This is a genomic window from Achromobacter sp. Marseille-Q4954 (genome assembly GCF_943737025.1).
GTDB lineage: Bacteria > Pseudomonadota > Gammaproteobacteria > Burkholderiales > Burkholderiaceae_B > Achromobacter > Achromobacter bronchisepticus_A.
Window position 1 is genome coordinate 3,224,885 of sequence record NZ_CALSFQ010000001.1, and the last position, 16,676, is coordinate 3,241,560.

The following is a 16,676-nucleotide window of genomic DNA, read 5'->3' on the forward strand; positions in this document are numbered from 1 at the left end:
GGGGAATCGCATGGCTAGTGTTGTATGCAAATCGGGCCGCGCCGCCGCGCGCCCGCAGGGACTCGGCATCCTGAAGCGCGCCTTTGCCGCGCTGGCGTTATCGGCGGCTACCGGGGCGGGGGCGGCCGATTTTCCGCAGCGCTCGCTCCAGCTGATCCTGTCGTTTCCGCCGGGCGGCGCGACCGACGTGCTCGCTCGCGAACTCAGCCAGAAGCTGGGCGACTCGCTGGGCCAATCGGTGGTGGTGTTGAACCGCCCCGGCGCGGGCGGCTTGATCGGCATGCAGGCCGCTGCGCGTTCCGAAGCCGACGGCTACACGCTGTACATCTCGTCGGTGATGTCCAACTCCATTTACGAAGCGCTCAACGGCAAGCAGCAGGTGTCGCTGGACGGCGACTTCGATGCGGTGGGCGCGATAGCCAGCGCCCCGCACATCCTGGTCACGCCGGCGACGCTGGGCATCAAGGACTATGCCAGCCTGGTGGCCTATCTGAAGGCGGCGCCGGGCAAGTACAACTACGCGTCGATGGGCGCGGGTACCCTGTCCAACCTGGAGGGCGAGATCTTCAAGGAGCAGGCGGGCGTGGACGCGTTGCAGATCCCGTACAAGGGCAGCAGCCAGGCCTTGCCCGAAGTGATCTCGGGCGCGTCGGTCTTCATGTTCGATAGCGTGACCAGCTCGCTGCCGCATAAGCAGGGCGGCCGCATCGACGTGCTGGGCGTGGCCTCCGCCAAACGTCTGCCGGTCATGCCGGACGTGCCCACGCTCAAGGAACTGGGCGTACAGGGCCTGGAGGCAGAGAACCTGTTCGCGTTGATGGCGCCCAAGGGAACGCCCAAGGACCGCCTGGACATTGTGGCCCGCGCGCTGTCCAAGGCGCAGGGCGACGCAGGATTCCGCAAGGCCATCGAGGCGCAGGGCTTCCAGATCAGCGAGATTCCGGCCCAGACTCTGCCCAAGTTCATCCTGGACCAGCAGGCGTTCTGGCGCGACAAGGTCAAGTCCTTGAACATTACCGCAGGCAAGTAGCGGCCGCCCCGGCTTTCTTCCTGGCCGCCCGCGGGCGGCCGGTCCCAAACTTCCGACCCGACTCCCATGCCCATTCCGAACGATCCCTTCTGGCAGCTGCCCTACGCATCCCAACGCATGCCTTTGCTCGCGGACAACGTGGTCAGCACGTCGCAGCCGCTGGCAAGCGCTGCCGGCCTGCAGATGTACGCAAGGGGCGGCAACGCGATCGACGCGGCGCTGGCCACGGCCATCGCGCTGACCGTCGTGGAGCCGTGCATGAACGGGATCGGCGGCGACATGTTCGCCATCGTCTGGCATGGCGGGCGCCTGCATGGGCTGAATGCGTCGGGGCGCGCGCCGGCCGCCTGGGAGACGGCCAGGTTCGCGCATCTGGATGGCATGGACCCGATAGGCTGGGGCAGCGTGACGGTACCCGGTGTCGTGTCGGGTTGGCGCGCGATCTGGGAGAAATTCGGTTCGCTGCCGTTCGAGGATTTGTTCGAGCCCGCCATACGCTACGCGCGGGACGGCTACCTGGTTTCGCCCACGGTGCATCGCCAGTGGCAGAAGCAGGTGCCGCGCCTGAGCGGGCAGCCGGGCTTTGCCGAGTCCTTTGCGCCCGGGGGCCGCGCGCCCTTGCCCGGAGAGCGCTTCCGCAGCCCCGGCCAGGCCGCCACGCTGGAGAGCATCGCCCGCAGCAAGGGCGAGAGCTTCTACCGCGGCGAGCTGGCCGCGGCGATTGCCGCCCACGCGCGCAACACGGGCGGCTATATCACCGAGGCCGACATGGCCGGCCATACGGCCGACTGGGTGGAGCCGATAGGCATGCGCTACCGCGACCTGGAACTCTACGAGATCGGTCCCAACGGCCAGGGCATCGGCGCATTGATGGCCTTGGGCATGCTGGAACGTTTCGACCTGGCGGGCTGCGGGCGCGACAGCGGCCGTGCGTTGCACCTGCAGATCGAAGCCATGCGCCTGGCGTTCGCGGACCTGTACGAACACGTGGGCGATCCGGCCCATATGCAGGTGTCGAGTGCGCAGCTGCTGGATCCCGCCTATCTGGCGGAACGGGCGAAACTCATCGATCCGGACCGGGCGGGCGAACCCCGGGCCGGCAATCCGCATAGCGGTGGAACGGTGTATCTGACGGCGGCAGACCGGTACGGCACCATGGTGTCGTTCATTCAATCCAACTTCAAGGGATTCGGTTCCGGCGTGGTGGTGCCGGGAACGGGTATTGCCATGCAGAACCGGGGCTGGGGCTTTTCGACGAAGGCGGGGCATCCCAATGTGGTGGCGCCAGGCAAGCGGCCGTTCCACACCATTATTCCCGGCTTCCTGATGAAAGGCGGACAGCCTTTGATGAGCTTTGGCGTCATGGGCGGCTCCATGCAGGCGCAGGGCCATCTTCAAGTGACCAGCCGGCTGGCCGACTTCGGCCTGAATCCGCAGGCAGCCAGCGATGCGCCGCGTTGGCGCATCAAGGATGACAACGTGGGCGTGGCGGTGGAATGGAACTGCCCGCCTGAAGCTATCGAGCATCTGCGCGCATGCGGCCACAGGGTCGACGTGGCGCCGCGCTTCGATCTGGAGTTCGGCAGCGCGCAGATGGCCTATCGGCTGGAACAGGGAGGCTATCTGGCCGCGTCGGATCATCGCAAGGACGGCTACCCCATGGGCTATTGACGCCGTCTTCCTGGACGATGTTTGGTCGAGGAAAATCCCCGTTTCGTCGAAAACTGCGTGATGTCTCGGGGCCGGTTGATGACAATCGGCACATTTCCGGCCCGAACCGATGCTGCAGCGGTCTTATCCCGGGGCTGGCCCGTCGCGTCAGCGCTGCGCCACCGCGCGCCGCAGGCGCTGCGACGCGACCCGTCCCAGTACGACGGGGGCAACGCCGTTGTTGAACGCGACCTCGGTCTGCGCGCCGGGCAGTTGCGACAGATGGGAGACATGTTCCAGATTCATGATCACCGAGCGAGACAAGGCGCAGAAGGGCGGACTGGGCAGTTGGGCCGCCAGGCGCTTGAAGGTGATGTGCATCAGCTCGTTGGCGTGCGCGGCGCTGCAAAGCATCACGTAGTCGCCTTGCGCCTGCGCCATGGTCAGTTCATGGATCTTGATGAGCTTGGTGCCGTTGCGCGTCCGCAGCGTCAGGTGGCCGCCAGCGCGCGGGCGCAGCCGCGCCAACGCCTGTTCGAGCCGGCCCGGCCGCACAGGCTTGAGCAGGTAGTCGACGGCCTGGACGTCGAAGGCGCGGGCGGCGTAGTCGCTGTGCGCGGTGACGAAGACGACGGCGGGCGGAGCGTCCAGCTGGTCCAGCAGATCGAAGCCGGTGGCGGCAGTCAGCTCGATGTCCAGGAACAGGGCATCAGGACGATGCTCGCGGATCAGCGCTCGCGCCTGTTCCAGGCTGTCGGCTTCGCCCGCGACATGGACGTCGGCCGAGGCTTCCAGCAGCCGGCGCAGGTAGCGCCGCGCCGGGGCTTCATCGTCGATGACAAGCACACGCAGCATTTTCCTCCCTGGCGCCATGATGTGGCGGGTATAGTCGTCCGGTCTGGCACGCGGGTAAATATAAGGCCTATGCAGTTTCCAGAGAACCCTTTGCCCGTCCGGGGAGCGCATCCATGAAGTTCGCATCGATCGGCCAGGGCTTGAGCCCAGGGGAGTCCTCGCTTGGCTTCTGGCGGGCGCAGACGCTGGGTTGGCTCTTTCTTGCGATCGTGGGTTTCTTCATCCGGCTGGCGGTGTTCGGCAATGCCACCGCGGCCTTTTGGCTTACCGTGGCGCTGGAGCCGCTGGCCTTCGTCCTGACCAGCGGGGCGGCCGTGCTGCATGGCCGCCGTGCGGGAAAAGGCGACCCGCCCTTGCTGGTACTGGTCTGCGCGGTGTTGTTCTGCCTGACCGCCTCGGCCTTGCTGGCCTCGATCGCCTACGGCATCCATAGCCTGTTTCTGCCCGGCGCGATCCGAGTGTTGCCGGGCAACCAGTACCGGCTGGGCTTTCTCTACTACATGGGCATGCTCTCCATCTGGACGCTGATCTATTTCGGCGTGTCGGCCGAGCTGAACGCGCGCAGCGAGCGCCTGTCCAAGATGAAGGCCGAGACGCGCTCCTTGAGGTTGGAGCTCGAACATCTGCAGCTGCAGATCGAGCCGCACTTCCTGTTCAACTCGCTCAATACCATCGTGGCCGAGATCGCCGAACGTCCCGCCATCGCGGAGGAAATGACCCGCAGCCTGGCCGAGTACCTGCGCTATTCGCTGGACCGGCGCGGGCGCGGCCTGTCCATACTGGAGGAGGAGATCGAGGCCGCCGAAGCCTATGTGCGCATACAGGCGCTGCGCTTTGACCAGCGGCTTGAACTGCGCAGCCAGATCGATCCGGCCACGCTACGGATCAGTGTTCCGCGCATGACGCTGCAGGGCCTGGTGGAAAACGCGATCAAGCACGGCATGCGTTCGGAACACGCGCATTTTCCGATCTGCATACGCACGCGTCTGCAGGGCGATGAACTGCTCATTGAAGTGGACAACCCCGGCCGGCTGCACGCGCCCTTCGATCTGGCCAGCGGCGGAGGCGGGCTGGGAAACCTGTGCCGGCGGCTGACGCTGAGGTATCCGGACAGGCATCAGTTCGTGCTGGAGCAGCGCGGGGAAAGAACTGTCGCGCAGATCAGGCTGCGGGGCGAGCCGGTGCCGGCCTAGCGCGCAGGCTTCAGCGGTACGTCGCGAGCAGGATGCTGGTTTCGGTGGCCGCGATGCCTTTGATCAGGCGCACGCGCTCCAGCACCTTGGACAGATCGGCGGTGGAATCTGCGCGTATTTCTGCCAGCAGGTCCCAGCGGCCGTTGGTGTCGTGCAGCTGCTCTACGCTCGGCTCGCCCAGCAGGCTGGCCAGCACGGCGCGCGTCTGGTTGCCGTCGACGGTAATGCCCATCCAGGCGCGCAGGCCGCCTTGATCGGAGTCGGGACGCAGCTTGAGCGTGTAGCCGGCGATGACCCCGTCCTCCTCCAGCTTGCGCAGACGGTTGGAGACCGTGCCGCGCGACACGCCGGCCTTGCTGGCCAAAACGGAAAGCGGCGTGCGCGCGTCGCGCCGCAGGATGCCGATCAGTCGGGTATCGATTTCATCCATGACAGGTCCCGCTTTCAATGCTGCCGGAACAGCCGGCCGTAGCCGTCCATCCGGTCGTGGATCCCCGCCAGCCGCAGGCAATGCCACATGCTGGCCTGATTGCTGCCGATCACGGGCTTGCCCAGCCTGTCCTCCAGACGCTCGATGACGGCGGTGGAGCGCAGCGCGCCGCAGCTGATGAAGACGGCGTCGGCATCGGGGCGATCCACGGCGCAGGCGAATTCGTACAGATAGTCAGGCGAAACCCGGTTCATGGTCTCGTCATCGGGCAGGGCCAGCCCCTGTAGCGAGACGACTTCGTGGCCGATGCTTTCGAAGTAAGCGCGCTCCAGTTGGTTGACGGCATCGTCATAGGCGGTGGCAACCGCCAGGCGGCGCGCGCCGACTGCGGCCAGCGCCTGCGTGACGCCGTCCAGCAGCGTGGCCACGGCCGCGCCGGGGCGGGCCTGCGCGAGCAGCGCGCGCACTTTGTCGTTGCCGATCACGAAGCTGCCCGCGGTGCAGTTGTAGCAGACCACGTCGATATCGCGGCGTCCCGGCGCCAGGCCGTCCAGGGCCTCAAGCAGTCCGTCTTCCATGCCGGCCAGGCTTTGCACGGTGCAGGCCGTTGCCATGGGCACGCGGGCAAAGCTCAGGCCCACGCCCTCGGGCGCCATGGCGTGCATCTCGCCCTCGGTCAGGCCGGCGTTGGCCACGCACAGAAAGGCGAGACGCGCGCGGGGGTAGGGGCCGGCGTCGTAGCGCACGGGATTCATTCCGTCATCCCCGCGGCGTCGAAGCACTCGCGTATGACGGTGGCCGCCTTGACGAAGTTGGGGTGCCCGACCATGGCGTAGTTGCGCGGGCGCGGCAGATCGATGTCGACGGTCAGCGCCACGCGGCCCGGCCGCTTGCTCATCACCACCACGCGGTCGGACAGGAACACCGCTTCGGAGATGCTGTGGGTAATGAACATGACGGTCTTCTTGCTTTCCAGCCATACCCGCTGCAGCTCCAGGTTCATGGCTTCGCGCGTCATCGCGTCCAGGGCGCCGAAGGGCTCGTCCATCAGCAGGATGTCGGGGTCGTGGATGAGCGCGCGGCACAGCGCCACGCGTTGCTGCATGCCGCCGGACAACTGGTGCGGCAGGCATTTTTCAAAGCCCTCCAGTCCGCTCAGCTTGATCAGTTCGCGCAGCCGGGTCTCATGGCGCGCGGCCGGAAGTTTGCGCATCTCCAGCTGCAGCGAGATGTTCCCGACGACGTCGCGCCACGGCAGGAGCGCCGCACGCTGGAACACGATCCCCACGTTGGCGCCCGGCTCGGTCACGCGCTCGCCCAGCACGCGGATCTCGCCGGCAGTGGGCGGCGTCAGGCCGGCGACCGCTCGCATCAAGGTGCTCTTGCCGCAGCCGGACGGGCCGAGCACGGAGAGGAACTGGCCTTCGGGTATGACAAGGTCGATGCCGTCGACCGCGACATAGGAACCGAAGCGCTGGACCATGCCGCGGATGTCGATCGCGGTATCGGGCGCGCCCGCTGCGGGAGCGAGCGCCAGGGCTGCGTGCTGTGCCATGTCTATTCCCTGTTGTAGTCGTTGGTGTAGAGCGTGCTGGTCGGCACCGGGCTGGCGATCTGGTTCGATTGCACGAACTGATCGACCATGGCCTGCCAGTCCTTTTCCGCGGAGACGCCGAACGGCAGTCCCTTGGTGTTGGGCGTGCCTGCGGCCTGCAGTGAAAGCTGCAGCTGGCGCACCAGCTGATCGCGGTTGCGCGCCTGTTCCGGCCGTTGGCGTACCAGGGCGTCGACCGAGGCGGCCGGATCGGCCTGGGCGGCCTCGTAGGCCTTGCGCGTGGCGCGCAAGAAGCGCCGCGCGGTGTCGGGATTGGCCTCCAGCCATTTGGTATTGGCTGCCAGCCCGCCTTCCAGCGCGTTGACGCCAAAGTCGGCATAGAAGAAGTAATGCACCTTTGCGCCCTGCGCTTCCAGCGGAGGGATATGGAAGTAGGTCACGCCGGTGATGGCGTCCGCGCGGCGTTGCAGGAACAAGGCGGTCTTGGTGCCCACGGCGGGGGCGATGACATTGATCTTCTTCTGGTCCACGCCGTTCAGGGCGGCCAGCACCGGGAACATCTGCGCCGTCGACTCGGATGCGCTCATGCCCAGCACCTTGCCTTCCAGGTCCTTGGGCGCGCGCACCGGGGCGTCCGCGTGGCTGATGATGACCATGGGCGAGCGCTGGTGCACGGCGAAGATGGCCTTCAGCGGCATGCCCGCGGCGACGCCCTTGAGCATGGTGCCGTAGTCCATGAAGCCGATGGGATCGATGCCCTGCGCCACCAGCTTCGCGGTGTTGCTGGAGCCGCTGCCTTCGCCGATGCTCAGGTCTATGCCTTCGGCCTTGTAGAGGCCTTTTTCTATGCCGTAGTAGAGTGGTGCGTGCGTGCCGTAGATGCTGTAGTCCAGGCGCAGGCTCAGTTTTTCCTGGGCGCTGGCCGCGCCTGCGGCCAGCAGGCAAGCCAGGGTCCAGCCAAGTCGGGTGGTGAATTTCATGGTGGTGTCTCCGGAGGGCGGGGTCAGACAGAGGGCAGGGCGTCGCTGCGCACGCTGATGTGCCAGGGAATGAGGAAGCGTTCGGAAAACTCGACCAGGTAGTAGAAGACCAGGCCGATGAGCATGAGCGCGACCAGCACGGCGAACAGCAACGTGGTGTCGAGGTTGGCATTGGCGGACAGCAGCACGTAGCCCAGGCCGCTTTCGGCGCCCACCCATTCCCCCACCACCGCGCCGACCGTGGCGAAGGCTATGGCGACCTTCAGGCCGGAGAAGATCTGCGGCAGCGCATAGGGCAGCCGGATCCGTAGAAAGGTCCGCAGGGCGCCCGCCCGCATCGAGCGGGCCAGGTCGTTGAGGTCCGCGTCCACTGAACGCATGCCCGCCACCGTGCTGACCACGATGGGGAAGAAGGCCACCGAGAATGCGATCAGGATCTTGGGAAACAGACCCAGGCCGAACCAGATGATGATCAGCGGCGCGACCGCCACCTTCGGAAACGCCTGCGACACCACCAGCAGCGGCATGATGGCGCGCTCCAGCGGGCGCGACCACACCAGCAGGATGCCCAGCGGTATGCCGACCGCGATGCTCAGCAGAAAGCCGCCCAGGGTTTCGACGGACGTGACCCAGGAGTGATGGCCCAGGAATGCCCAGTCCGTCCACAGCCGTTCGAGCACGCTCAGCGGCGGCGGCAGCAGGTAGGCCGGCAGGCCGAATAGCGGTATCGCGAAATGCCACAGAAGCAGTACTCCCATGACCGCGGTGGTTGGATACATCCAGTTCTTCAACACGGCAATTCCCCTTGTATGTTGTTGGCGCGCCGGTCTTGTTGTCAGGCGTCGATTTCGATCAGCTCTCGCGGATAGCGGGTGAGCACCTCGCAGCCGTCCTCGGAGACGGCCACGCTTTCGCTGGCCATGAAGCCGCCTTCGGGCATGAATAGCGACGGCACCAGGTGAAAGGTCATGCCGGGCTCAAGCACCGTGGGATCGCCCGGACGCAGCGCCAGGAAGCGGCCTTCGGCCCAGTTGGGAGGAAAGCCGATGCCGATGCCGTAGGCGGTGCGGTGATCGAAGTACTGCCCCAGCCCGGCCCGTTCGAAGACCGCGCGGCAGGCCTGGTCCACCTGGGCGGAGGTGACGCCGGGTCGGATGGCGTCGATGGCGGCGTCCAGCGCGGCGATGACGGCGCCGGCGAGGAAGCGCTGCCGCTCGGTGGCGCGGCCCACCACGCAATTGCGCGAGATCATGGCGTGATAGCGGTTGATGTTGGCCGCGGCCTCCAGGAACACCAGGTCGCCCTGCTTGATCTCGCGGCGCTGCCAGGTGGTGAAGCAGACGCCGCTGGCGCGGCCCGCGGCCACCAGCGGCACACGGGTGTATTCGCTGCCGGCCTTGGTCGCGCCGTGCAGCATGGCGGCGGCGAGGTCGTTTTCGGTGGCGCCGACCGCGATCGCGCGCACCGCCGCGTCGATGCCGGCGACCGCCGCGTCCGCGGCCTGGCGCATGAAGCCCAGCTGCGCCGGGGTCTTGATCTTGCGCGCCTCTTCCATCGGACCTTGCCAGTCGGCCAGGCGTGCCCCCAGACGGGCTTGCAGCTGCTTGTAGGCGGCCACGCTGAGGTAGCCCGAGGCGGTTTCCAGGCCGACGCGGCCGCTGGGCAGGATGTCCTTCAGATAGCTTGCCAGCACCTCGACCGGATCGCTGATGTCATCGATGGCGACAAAGCGCGCGATGTTGCGGTTGCCGGTCGCCACGGCGTGGTTGACCTGGCGCGAGACCATGGCAATGCCGCCGTCGGCCGAGACCACCAGGCACTGGAAGGTGAAGTAGCCGATGGAGCGGTAGCCGGTCAGCCAGTAGATGTTCTCAGGGTCGAACAGGATGGCCGCCGACAGGCCCTGGGCCTGGATGTCCCGTGCCAGCAGCGAGAGGTTCGCGGCATAGGTTTCCGGGCCGAACGGCAATTCCATGGGTGCGTAGTTTTCCGACACGATGGGTCCTGGATGAAAGTCGAGCGTTCATCCTAGGAACAATCTACATAACTGCCTAATACCAATAATTGCCATATCTATAGCTAAATAGTTATAGTCTGCGCATGAACGTGCGAGAGATAGAGATCTTCAGGGCGGTGATGCGCGAAGGCTCGGTGTCGCGGGCGGCGCAGGTGCTGCTGATTTCACAGCCCGCGGCCAGCAAGTACATCGCCCAGCTGGAGCGCCGCGTGGGCGTGGCGCTGTTCGTGCGCAAGGGCGGGCGTCTGCTGCCCACGCCCGAAGGCCGGGCGCTTTACGGCCAGGTCGACCGGCTTTTTTCCGGTCTTTCGCAGCTGGATAGCTTCATCAAGGACCTGGGCAGCGAAAAGCAGGGCCACCTGACCGTCGCGTCCTTGCCCTTGCTGTCCTTGACCGTCATGCCGGACGTGCTCGCCAGTTTCATGGCGGACCGGCCGAATATCTCCGTGGCTTTGCAGACGCGCAGTTCGGCGCGCATCGTCGAATGGGTGGCGGCGCGCCAGGTGGATATGGGCGTGTGCTTCTACGGGGGGCAGCATCCGGGCGTCGTGGCCGAGCCGCTGGTGAGCCTGCAGCTATATTGCGCCATTCCTCCCGGCGACCCTCTGGAAAAGTTCGACACCATCCGCGTGGAACAACTGGCAGGACGCGATCTCATCATCTACGACAACCTGGACCACACCCGCTTCTGGCTGGAAGCGCTGCTGGAGCAGCAGAAGGTCTACGCGCGGCGGCGCGTGCAGGTGTTCTGGACCTCGGTGGCGATGGAGCTGGTGATGCGCGGCGTGGGCATCGCGCTGGTAGACCGGTTGACCGCCGCGCGCATTCCGGGCGGACTGGATCAACTGCGGCCGCTGGAGCCGGGCGCCTCGTTCGACCTCAGCCTGGTATGGCCCGAACATTGGCCGTCTTCGGTTATCGCGCTTTCATTCGCTGACGCGTTGCGCGAGCATCTGCGCGATCACGCGGTCTAGCGCGCCGCGCCCGCGGCCAGGAAAACTGGAGGCGCGGGCTGGAATCGAACCAACCTTTGCGGATTTGCAATCCTGCTGCATAGCCACTCTGCCACCGCGCCGTTTATTTTGTCCTAGGACAGATATAATTATGTTCGAGTACAGACTAAAGCGCAAGCGGCAACCCATAGACAGAGGACAGCAATGCAGTTCCAGTTTCCCATCGTCATCATCGACGAGGACTTCCGCTCGGAAAACACGTCCGGCCTGAGCATCCGGGTATTGGCCGAGGCCATCAAGGCCGAGGGCTTCGATGTGCTGGGAACGACCAGTTACGGCGATCTCAGCCTGTTCGCGCAGCAGCAGAGCCGCGCCAGCGCTTTCATCCTGTCCATCGACGACGAGGAACTCGCGCATGACGAGGGCACCGCGCCCGCGCTGCTGGCGTTGCGGGAGTTCATCAGCGAAGTGCGGCGGCGCAATGCCGACGTGCCGATCTACGTGTACGGCGAAACCAAGACCGCGCGGCACATTCCGAACGACATCCTGCGCGAACTGCAGGGCGTGATCCATATGTACGAGGACACGCCGGAATTCGTGGCGCGGCATTTGATCCGCGAGGCCCGGGCCTATCTGGAAGGCGTCAAGCCGCCGTTCCTGAAGGCGTTGCTGGACTACGCCGAGGACGGTTCCTATTCCTGGCACTGCCCGGGCCATTCGGGCGGCGTGGCGTTCCTGAAAAGCCCGGTAGGCCAGATGTTCCATCAGTTCTTCGGCGAGAACATGTTGCGCGCGGACGTCTGCAATGCGGTGGAGGAGCTGGGGCAGCTGCTGGACCACAATGGCGCCATCGGCGCGAGCGAGCGCAATGCCGCGCGCATCTTCAATGCGGACCACTGCTATTTCGTGACGAACGGGACCAGCACCAGCAACAAGATCGTGTGGCACCACATGGTGGCGCCGGGCGACGTGGTGCTGGTGGACCGCAACTGCCACAAGTCCATCCTGCACAGCATCGTCATGACGGGGGCGATTCCCGTCTTCCTGCGTCCCACGCGCAACCATTTCGGCATCATCGGTCCGATTCCGCGCAGCGAGTTCGACGTCCAGGCGATCCGCGAGAAGATCCGCGCCCATCCGCTGCTCAAGCACCTGGACGCCGATGAGGTCCGCCCGCGGGTGATGGCGCTGACGCAGTCGACCTACGACGGCATCATCTACCAGACCGAGGAGATCAAGGCGGCGCTGGATGGCTACGTGGACGCCTTGCACTTTGACGAAGCCTGGATGCCGCATGCGGTGTTCCATCCGTTCTATGGCGCCTACCACTGCATGGGCAAGCAGCGCGCGCGGCCCAGGGAATCACTGGTTTTCTCCACGCAATCCACGCACAAGCTGCTGGCCGGGATCAGCCAGGCCAGCCACGTGCTGGCGCAGGACTCCCTGACGCGGCAGCTGGACCGGCATCTTTTCAACGAAGCCTATCTGATGCATACCAGCACCAGTCCCCAGTACGCCATCATTGCCAGCTGCGACGTGGCGGCGGCCATGATGGAGCCGCCCGGCGGAACGGTGCTGGTGGAGGAGAGCATCGCCGAGGCCTTGGACTTCCGGCGTGCGATGCAGGAGGTCGGCACGCATTTCGCCGACGGCGACTGGTGGTTCAAGGTCTGGGGGCCGGAGACGCTGGCGCCGGAGGGCATAGGCTCGCCCGAGGACTGGATCATCCGCGGCGGCGATGGCGATTCGTCCTGGCACGGATTCGGCGCGCTGGCGGATGGTTTCAACATGCTGGATCCGATCAAGTCCACCATCGTGACGCCCGGGCTGGACCTGGATGGCAACTTCGCGGACAGCGGCATTCCGGCCTCCATCGTCACCAAGTTCCTGGCCGAGCATGGCGTGATCGTGGAGAAGACCGGGCTGTACAGCTTCTTCATCATGTTCACGATAGGGATCACCAAGGGCCGCTGGAGTTCGCTCCTGACGGCGTTGCAGCAATTCAAGGACGACTACGGGCGCAACCAGCCCATGTGGCGGATCCTGCCGGAGTTCTGCCGCAAGTATCCCCGCTACGAGAACATGGGCTTGCGCGATCTGTGCCAGCATGTTCATGCGACCTATGCCAGGCATGACATCGCCCGGCTGACCACGGACATGTACCTGACCGACGTCACTCCCGCGATGAAGCCCTGCGATGCCTATGCCTGCATCGCCCAGCGGCGCACCGAGAGGGTGGAGATCGACCATCTGGAAGGCCGCATCACCACCAGCCTGATCACACCCTATCCCCCGGGCATACCTTTGCTGGTCCCGGGCGAGGCATTCAACCGGACCATCGTCGATTACCTGAAGTTCTCGCGCGAGCTGAACCGGGAGTGTCCCGGGTTCGGCACGGACATCCATGGCTTCGTGGAGCTGCGCGACGCGGACGGAAACCTGCGCTATTACGTGGATTGCGTGCGGTAGGCACGCTTTATGCGGACCGGGAATCCATGTCAAACTTACGCGGGGAGTTGGCCCGGCCAGGAGTTGGCCCGGCCAGGAGTCGGCCCGGCCAGGAGTTGGCCCGGCCGGGAGTCGGCCCCATTGACTTGACGCGGCCCGGCCGCTGTCCGTGCCAGGAACGGAATTGTCTTAGGACGCTATGAAAATACAAGGAAAGACCGCCGCTGAGATCTTCGATTGCGTGCGCGGGCTGGCTCAATCGGGCCAGCTGCCGCCGGGCCAGGCATTGCCGCCGGTGCGCGATCTGGCGGTCGAACTGGATATCAACCGTAATACGGTTGCCGCGGCCTACAAGCGGTTGGTGACTGCGGGCATCGCGCTGACCCAAGGCCGCCTGGGCACCATCATTCGCGACCAGTCTGGCCCGGGCGAACAGGAGGGCGCGCTGTCGGACTCGCCGTTGGCCGACCTGGCCAGCGGCAATCCCAATCCGGCCTGGCTGCCGGACCTGAGCGCCGCCCTCGCCATCCGGCCCTATCAGCCGCGTCTCTATGGCGAACCCACAGTCAACGCGGGGCTGGAAAGCTATGCCCGCGCCTGGTTCGCGAGAGACTGCCCGGCGCCTTTCGAGATCAACCTGACCCACGGCGCGGTGGACGCCATTGAACGGCTGCTCAGCTCGCACTTGGTGGCTGGGGATAAGGTGGCGGTCGAGAATCCCTGCTTCCTGAGCAGCATCAACATGCTGCGCATCGCCGGCCTGCAGGCGCTGGGCGTGCAGGTCGACGCCGAAGGCATGCAGGCGGCAGCGCTGGAGGTGGCTCTGGCCAAGGGCGCGCAGGCCGTGATCCTGACGCCGCGGGCCCATAACCCCACGGGCTGCAGCCTGAGCGAAAAACGGGCGAAGGCGCTGGCGCGGGTACTGGCCAAGTATCCGCATGCCATGGTCATCGTGGACGATCATTACGCTCTGCTGTCGGGCAAGGAATACCACTCGGTGCTGCCTGCGGGAACGCAGCGGTGGGCGCTGGTGCGCTCATTCTCCAAGACGCTGGGTCCCGATGTGCGCTTGGCCATGGTGGCCAGCGACGCCGCGACGTCGCGCCAGTTGCGCCTGCGGCTGGCTTCCGGCACCAGCTGGGTCAGCCATCTGCTGCAGGACATGGTCGAGGTCACGCTGGGCCGGCCCGAGGTGGCCAAGCAGATGGCCCAGGCCCGCAAGGATTACGCGCAGCGGCGCAAGGCCCTGGAAAGCGCCTTGCTGGAGCAAGGCGTGCCGTGCGCCGCGGACGGCGACGGCTTGAACCTGTGGGTGCCGCTGGATACCGACGACCAGGCGGTTGCGCTGGCTCTGGCCCATCGCGGCTGGCTGGTGCGCCACGGCGATGCCTTCGGGGTCCAGGAGCCGGTCAGGGGCCTGCGCATCACCATCTCGGCGATCGAACCCGGCCAGTGCCGCAAGCTGGCGCGGGATATCCGGGAAAGCATGCTCTAGCCACGGCCGGGGTCAACGCCGGTCGGCCATGGCTTGTCCCAATCGGACGGCGCGCCCTGTCTTCCAGCCGGGATGGAAGCGCCAGGCGCTGCCCGGCATCAGCACCACCACGGTCGACCCCAACTGGAAATGTCCCATCTCGGCGCCTTGCGGCAAGCGCAAGGGAGCCAGGCTGCCGTAGTCCCATTGCTGGATGCGCCGGCCATGCGGCGCCACTTGGCCATGCCAGGCCGTGGCGATGCTGCCGACGATGGCGGCCCCCACCAGCACCATGGCGTAGACGCCATGGAGGGGATGCTCGAACCAGCAAACCAGCCGCTCATTGCGCGCCAGCAGGCCATCCATGCCCTGCACGATCTCCGGCCGGACGGAGTACAGCGTCCCTGGCACATGGCGCATGCCCAGCAGGCGTCCCTCGCAGGGCATGTGCACCCGGTGATAGTCGCGCGGACTCAGGTAGATCGTGGTGAACCAGCCGCCTCCCAACGCGCGCGCCAGGTCCGCATCGGCCAGCAGCGCAGCCGCGCTGTATCGGCGCTGCTTGGCCTGGATCAGCTGTCCCAGGCTGATGCGGCCGAACTGGCTGACGGTGCCGTCCGCGGGGCTGGTCCAGTCCGCATCGGCCAGCTTGCGCGCGCCCGGGCGCAGGGCGCGCGCGAAGAAGGCATTGAAGCTGGCATAGGCCTTCGGGTCGGCGTGCAGCGCTTCGTTCAGATCGATGCCGTACCACTTGGCGTAGCCGCGTATCAGCGGCTGGGCTACCCATGGCTGGCGGCATGAGGCCAGCCGGCCGGCGCAACGCGTCAGCCAGCGCTTGGGCGCGATGCGGTGGACAAACAGGGAAAGAGAGGTCGACATGAAACTCGCGGCTGTGCGTGATGGCGGCTATTGTCCTGAATCATAGTGTAGTATGGCATAGGACAAAATACACAGTAAGAATCCCGTCGATCGCTTACCGAGAGGCCGCTGCCGCAACAACATGGTTTCCCTACACAGCCCGCGCGTTGAAACCTTGTCGCCCTATGTGCCTGGAGAGCAGGCTCCGGGAAACGGATGGATCAAGCTCAACACCAACGAGAATCCCTATCCGCCGTCGCCCGCCGCGATAGCGGCCATCGCCGCGGCGGCTGCCGATGGCCTGGAGCGCTATCCGGACCCGCAGGCCGCGCATTTGCGCGCGGCCATCGCGCAATACCACGGAGTGCCGCTGGAGCAAGTCTTCGCCGGCAACGGTTCCGACGAAGTGCTGGCGCTGGCGTTCTGCGCGTTCTTCCAGCACGGTGTTCAGCCCTTGCTGATGGCGGACGTGACCTACGGCTTTTATGAGGTGTATTGCCGCCTGTTCGGCATACGCTGCGCGCAGATCGCGGTGGACGAGCGCTTGAGGCTGGACCTGGACGGATTCGCGGCGCTGGGCGCCGCGGATGCCGGCATAGCCGGCATTGTGATCGCCAACCCGAACGCGCCCACGGGAGAGTGCCTGCCGCTGGATCGCGTGCAGCGGCTGCTGGAGATCCAGCCTCGCCGGCTGGTGCTGGTGGACGAGGCCTATGTGGACTTCGGCGGGCAATCCGCCATTGCGTTGGTGGAGCAATATCCTAATCTGCTGGTGGTTCAGACGCTGTCGAAGTCCAGGGCGCTGGCCGGCCTGCGCGTGGGGTTCGCCATGGGACAGGCGCCGTTGATCGCCGCGCTGGAGCGGGTGAAGAACAGCTTCAATTCCTATCCGCTCGGGCGGCTGGCCCAGGCGGGCGCCGCAGCGGCGTTTCAGGACCGTGCCTATTTCGAGGAGACGCGGCAGGCCATCATCGGCACCCGTACCTTGCTCTGCGCGCATTTGCGGCTGATGGGCTTCGACGTCTTGCCGTCACAGGCGAACTTTCTGTTCGTCCGCCATCCGCGTTTCGACGCGCGGTCGCTCGCGGCCGGCCTGCGGGACGCGAAAATACTGGTGCGCCATTTTCCGCGGCCGCGCGTGGAGCAATACCTGCGCATTTCCGTGGGTACCGAGGAGCAGGCGGCCTGTCTGGTGCGCGCGCTGCGCACCCAGGTCCAGCCATAGCCGCACGG

General features: G+C 65.9%; 15 protein-coding genes and 1 tRNA gene. 7 read left to right on the forward strand and 9 right to left on the reverse strand.

Annotated features, from left to right (window positions below):
• Positions 1-10 precede the first annotated feature (10 nt).
• Entirely contained in the window at positions 11-1,030 is a 1,020-nt protein-coding gene (locus NGK62_RS15135) for a Bug family tripartite tricarboxylate transporter substrate binding protein (protein WP_251878956.1), read from the forward strand.
• Between the two features lie 66 nt (positions 1,031-1,096).
• A complete protein-coding gene (locus NGK62_RS15140) occupies positions 1,097-2,701 on the forward strand; it encodes a gamma-glutamyltransferase family protein (RefSeq protein WP_251878958.1) in 1,605 nt (534 codons plus the stop codon).
• A gap of 147 nt (positions 2,702-2,848) precedes the next feature.
• Here the strand turns inward: NGK62_RS15140 and NGK62_RS15145 are convergent, their stop codons facing one another.
• Positions 2,849-3,535 (reverse strand): LytR/AlgR family response regulator transcription factor, encoded by a 687-nt coding sequence (locus tag NGK62_RS15145; protein WP_251878960.1) that lies wholly within the window; start codon positions 3,533-3,535, stop codon positions 2,849-2,851.
• Between the two features lie 113 nt (positions 3,536-3,648).
• Here NGK62_RS15145 and NGK62_RS15150 point away from each other — a divergent pair, with 113 nt between their 5' ends.
• Positions 3,649-4,728 carry a sensor histidine kinase gene (locus NGK62_RS15150; protein ID WP_059373871.1) on the forward strand — a complete coding sequence of 360 codons (1,080 nt, stop codon included), beginning with the start codon at positions 3,649-3,651 and terminating at the stop codon, positions 4,726-4,728.
• Between the two features lie 10 nt (positions 4,729-4,738).
• Here NGK62_RS15150 and NGK62_RS15155 read toward each other — a convergent pair whose 3' ends face one another.
• From NGK62_RS15155 to NGK62_RS15180, 6 genes are read right to left on the reverse strand one after another with little or no spacing between them, the layout of a single operon-like run.
• Positions 4,739-5,158 (reverse strand): Lrp/AsnC family transcriptional regulator, encoded by a 420-nt coding sequence (locus NGK62_RS15155; RefSeq protein ID WP_251878962.1) that lies wholly within the window; start codon positions 5,156-5,158, stop codon positions 4,739-4,741.
• 14 nt (positions 5,159-5,172) lie between these two features.
• Positions 5,173-5,913, reverse strand: coding sequence for a maleate cis-trans isomerase family protein (locus NGK62_RS15160; protein WP_251878964.1), 741 nt, complete (start codon positions 5,911-5,913; stop codon positions 5,173-5,175).
• On the reverse strand, positions 5,910-6,713 hold the full coding sequence (locus tag NGK62_RS15165) for an ABC transporter ATP-binding protein (RefSeq protein ID WP_251878966.1): 804 nt from the start codon (positions 6,711-6,713) through the stop codon (positions 5,910-5,912). Before NGK62_RS15165 ends, NGK62_RS15160 begins: the two co-directional genes overlap by 4 nt.
• Before the next feature lie 2 nt (positions 6,714-6,715).
• Positions 6,716-7,693, reverse strand: a complete 978-nt coding sequence (locus NGK62_RS15170; RefSeq protein ID WP_059373867.1) for an ABC transporter substrate-binding protein — start codon at positions 7,691-7,693, stop codon at positions 6,716-6,718.
• Positions 7,694-7,716: 23 nt separating this feature from the next.
• The gene (locus NGK62_RS15175) at positions 7,717-8,472 is read right to left on the reverse strand and encodes an ABC transporter permease (protein ID WP_059373866.1); all 756 of its coding nucleotides are present in this window, start codon (positions 8,470-8,472) and stop codon (positions 7,717-7,719) included.
• A 56-nt stretch (positions 8,473-8,528) separates the two neighbouring features.
• Positions 8,529-9,689: a M24 family metallopeptidase gene (locus NGK62_RS15180; protein ID WP_251878968.1), complete on the reverse strand. Its 1,161-nt coding sequence runs from the start codon at positions 9,687-9,689 to the stop codon at positions 8,529-8,531.
• A 104-nt stretch (positions 9,690-9,793) separates the two neighbouring features.
• Here NGK62_RS15180 and NGK62_RS15185 point away from each other — a divergent pair, with 104 nt between their 5' ends.
• Positions 9,794-10,684, forward strand: a complete 891-nt coding sequence (locus NGK62_RS15185) for a LysR family transcriptional regulator (RefSeq protein WP_118931531.1) — start codon at positions 9,794-9,796, stop codon at positions 10,682-10,684.
• 26 nt (positions 10,685-10,710) lie between these two features.
• Here the strand turns inward: NGK62_RS15185 and NGK62_RS15190 are convergent.
• Positions 10,711-10,785 (reverse strand) — tRNA-Cys (locus tag NGK62_RS15190).
• Between the two features lie 82 nt (positions 10,786-10,867).
• Between NGK62_RS15190 and NGK62_RS15195 the strand changes: the two genes are divergently transcribed.
• Both NGK62_RS15195 and ptsJ read left to right on the forward strand, forming a co-directional pair.
• The gene (locus tag NGK62_RS15195) at positions 10,868-13,132 is read left to right on the forward strand and encodes an Orn/Lys/Arg family decarboxylase (protein ID WP_251878970.1); all 2,265 of its coding nucleotides are present in this window, start codon (positions 10,868-10,870) and stop codon (positions 13,130-13,132) included.
• Positions 13,133-13,310: 178 nt separating this feature from the next.
• Positions 13,311-14,606 carry a MocR-like B6 salvage transcription factor PtsJ gene (gene ptsJ / locus NGK62_RS15200; RefSeq protein WP_251878972.1) on the forward strand — a complete coding sequence of 432 codons (1,296 nt, stop codon included), beginning with the start codon at positions 13,311-13,313 and terminating at the stop codon, positions 14,604-14,606.
• A 12-nt stretch (positions 14,607-14,618) separates the two neighbouring features.
• On the opposite strand, the gene asd is transcribed toward ptsJ, so the two are convergent.
• Complete coding sequence (gene asd, locus NGK62_RS15205; protein ID WP_059373861.1) at positions 14,619-15,464, reverse strand: archaetidylserine decarboxylase; 846 nt, start codon at positions 15,462-15,464, stop codon at positions 14,619-14,621.
• 121 nt (positions 15,465-15,585) lie between these two features.
• Here asd and hisC point away from each other — a divergent pair, with 121 nt between their 5' ends.
• Complete coding sequence (gene hisC / locus NGK62_RS15210) at positions 15,586-16,668, forward strand: histidinol-phosphate transaminase (protein WP_118931535.1); 1,083 nt, start codon at positions 15,586-15,588, stop codon at positions 16,666-16,668.
• Positions 16,669-16,676 lie beyond the last annotated feature (8 nt).

Bases quoted from the DNA above. Each gene is read 5' to 3' on its own strand.
- NGK62_RS15150 (WP_059373871.1), top strand. From the start codon at position 3,649: ATGAAGTTCGCATCGATCGGCCAGGGCTTGAGCCCAGGGGAGTCCTCG.
- NGK62_RS15160 (WP_251878964.1), bottom strand. From the start codon at position 5,913: ATGAATCCCGTGCGCTACGACGCCGGCCCCTACCCCCGCGCGCGTCTC.
- NGK62_RS15175 (WP_059373866.1), bottom strand. From the start codon at position 8,472: ATGTATCCAACCACCGCGGTCATGGGAGTACTGCTTCTGTGGCATTTC.
- NGK62_RS15140 (WP_251878958.1), top strand. From the start codon at position 1,097: ATGCCCATTCCGAACGATCCCTTCTGGCAGCTGCCCTACGCATCCCAA.
- NGK62_RS15165 (WP_251878966.1), bottom strand. From the start codon at position 6,713: ATGGCACAGCACGCAGCCCTGGCGCTCGCTCCCGCAGCGGGCGCGCCC.
- ptsJ (WP_251878972.1), top strand. From the start codon at position 13,311: ATGAAAATACAAGGAAAGACCGCCGCTGAGATCTTCGATTGCGTGCGC.
- NGK62_RS15155 (WP_251878962.1), bottom strand. From the start codon at position 5,158: ATGGATGAAATCGATACCCGACTGATCGGCATCCTGCGGCGCGACGCG.
- hisC (WP_118931535.1), top strand. From the start codon at position 15,586: ATGGTTTCCCTACACAGCCCGCGCGTTGAAACCTTGTCGCCCTATGTG.
- NGK62_RS15145 (WP_251878960.1), bottom strand. From the start codon at position 3,535: ATGCTGCGTGTGCTTGTCATCGACGATGAAGCCCCGGCGCGGCGCTAC.
- NGK62_RS15170 (WP_059373867.1), bottom strand. From the start codon at position 7,693: ATGAAATTCACCACCCGACTTGGCTGGACCCTGGCTTGCCTGCTGGCC.
- NGK62_RS15135 (WP_251878956.1), top strand. From the start codon at position 11: ATGGCTAGTGTTGTATGCAAATCGGGCCGCGCCGCCGCGCGCCCGCAG.
- NGK62_RS15195 (WP_251878970.1), top strand. From the start codon at position 10,868: ATGCAGTTCCAGTTTCCCATCGTCATCATCGACGAGGACTTCCGCTCG.
- asd (WP_059373861.1), bottom strand. From the start codon at position 15,464: ATGTCGACCTCTCTTTCCCTGTTTGTCCACCGCATCGCGCCCAAGCGC.
- NGK62_RS15185 (WP_118931531.1), top strand. From the start codon at position 9,794: ATGAACGTGCGAGAGATAGAGATCTTCAGGGCGGTGATGCGCGAAGGC.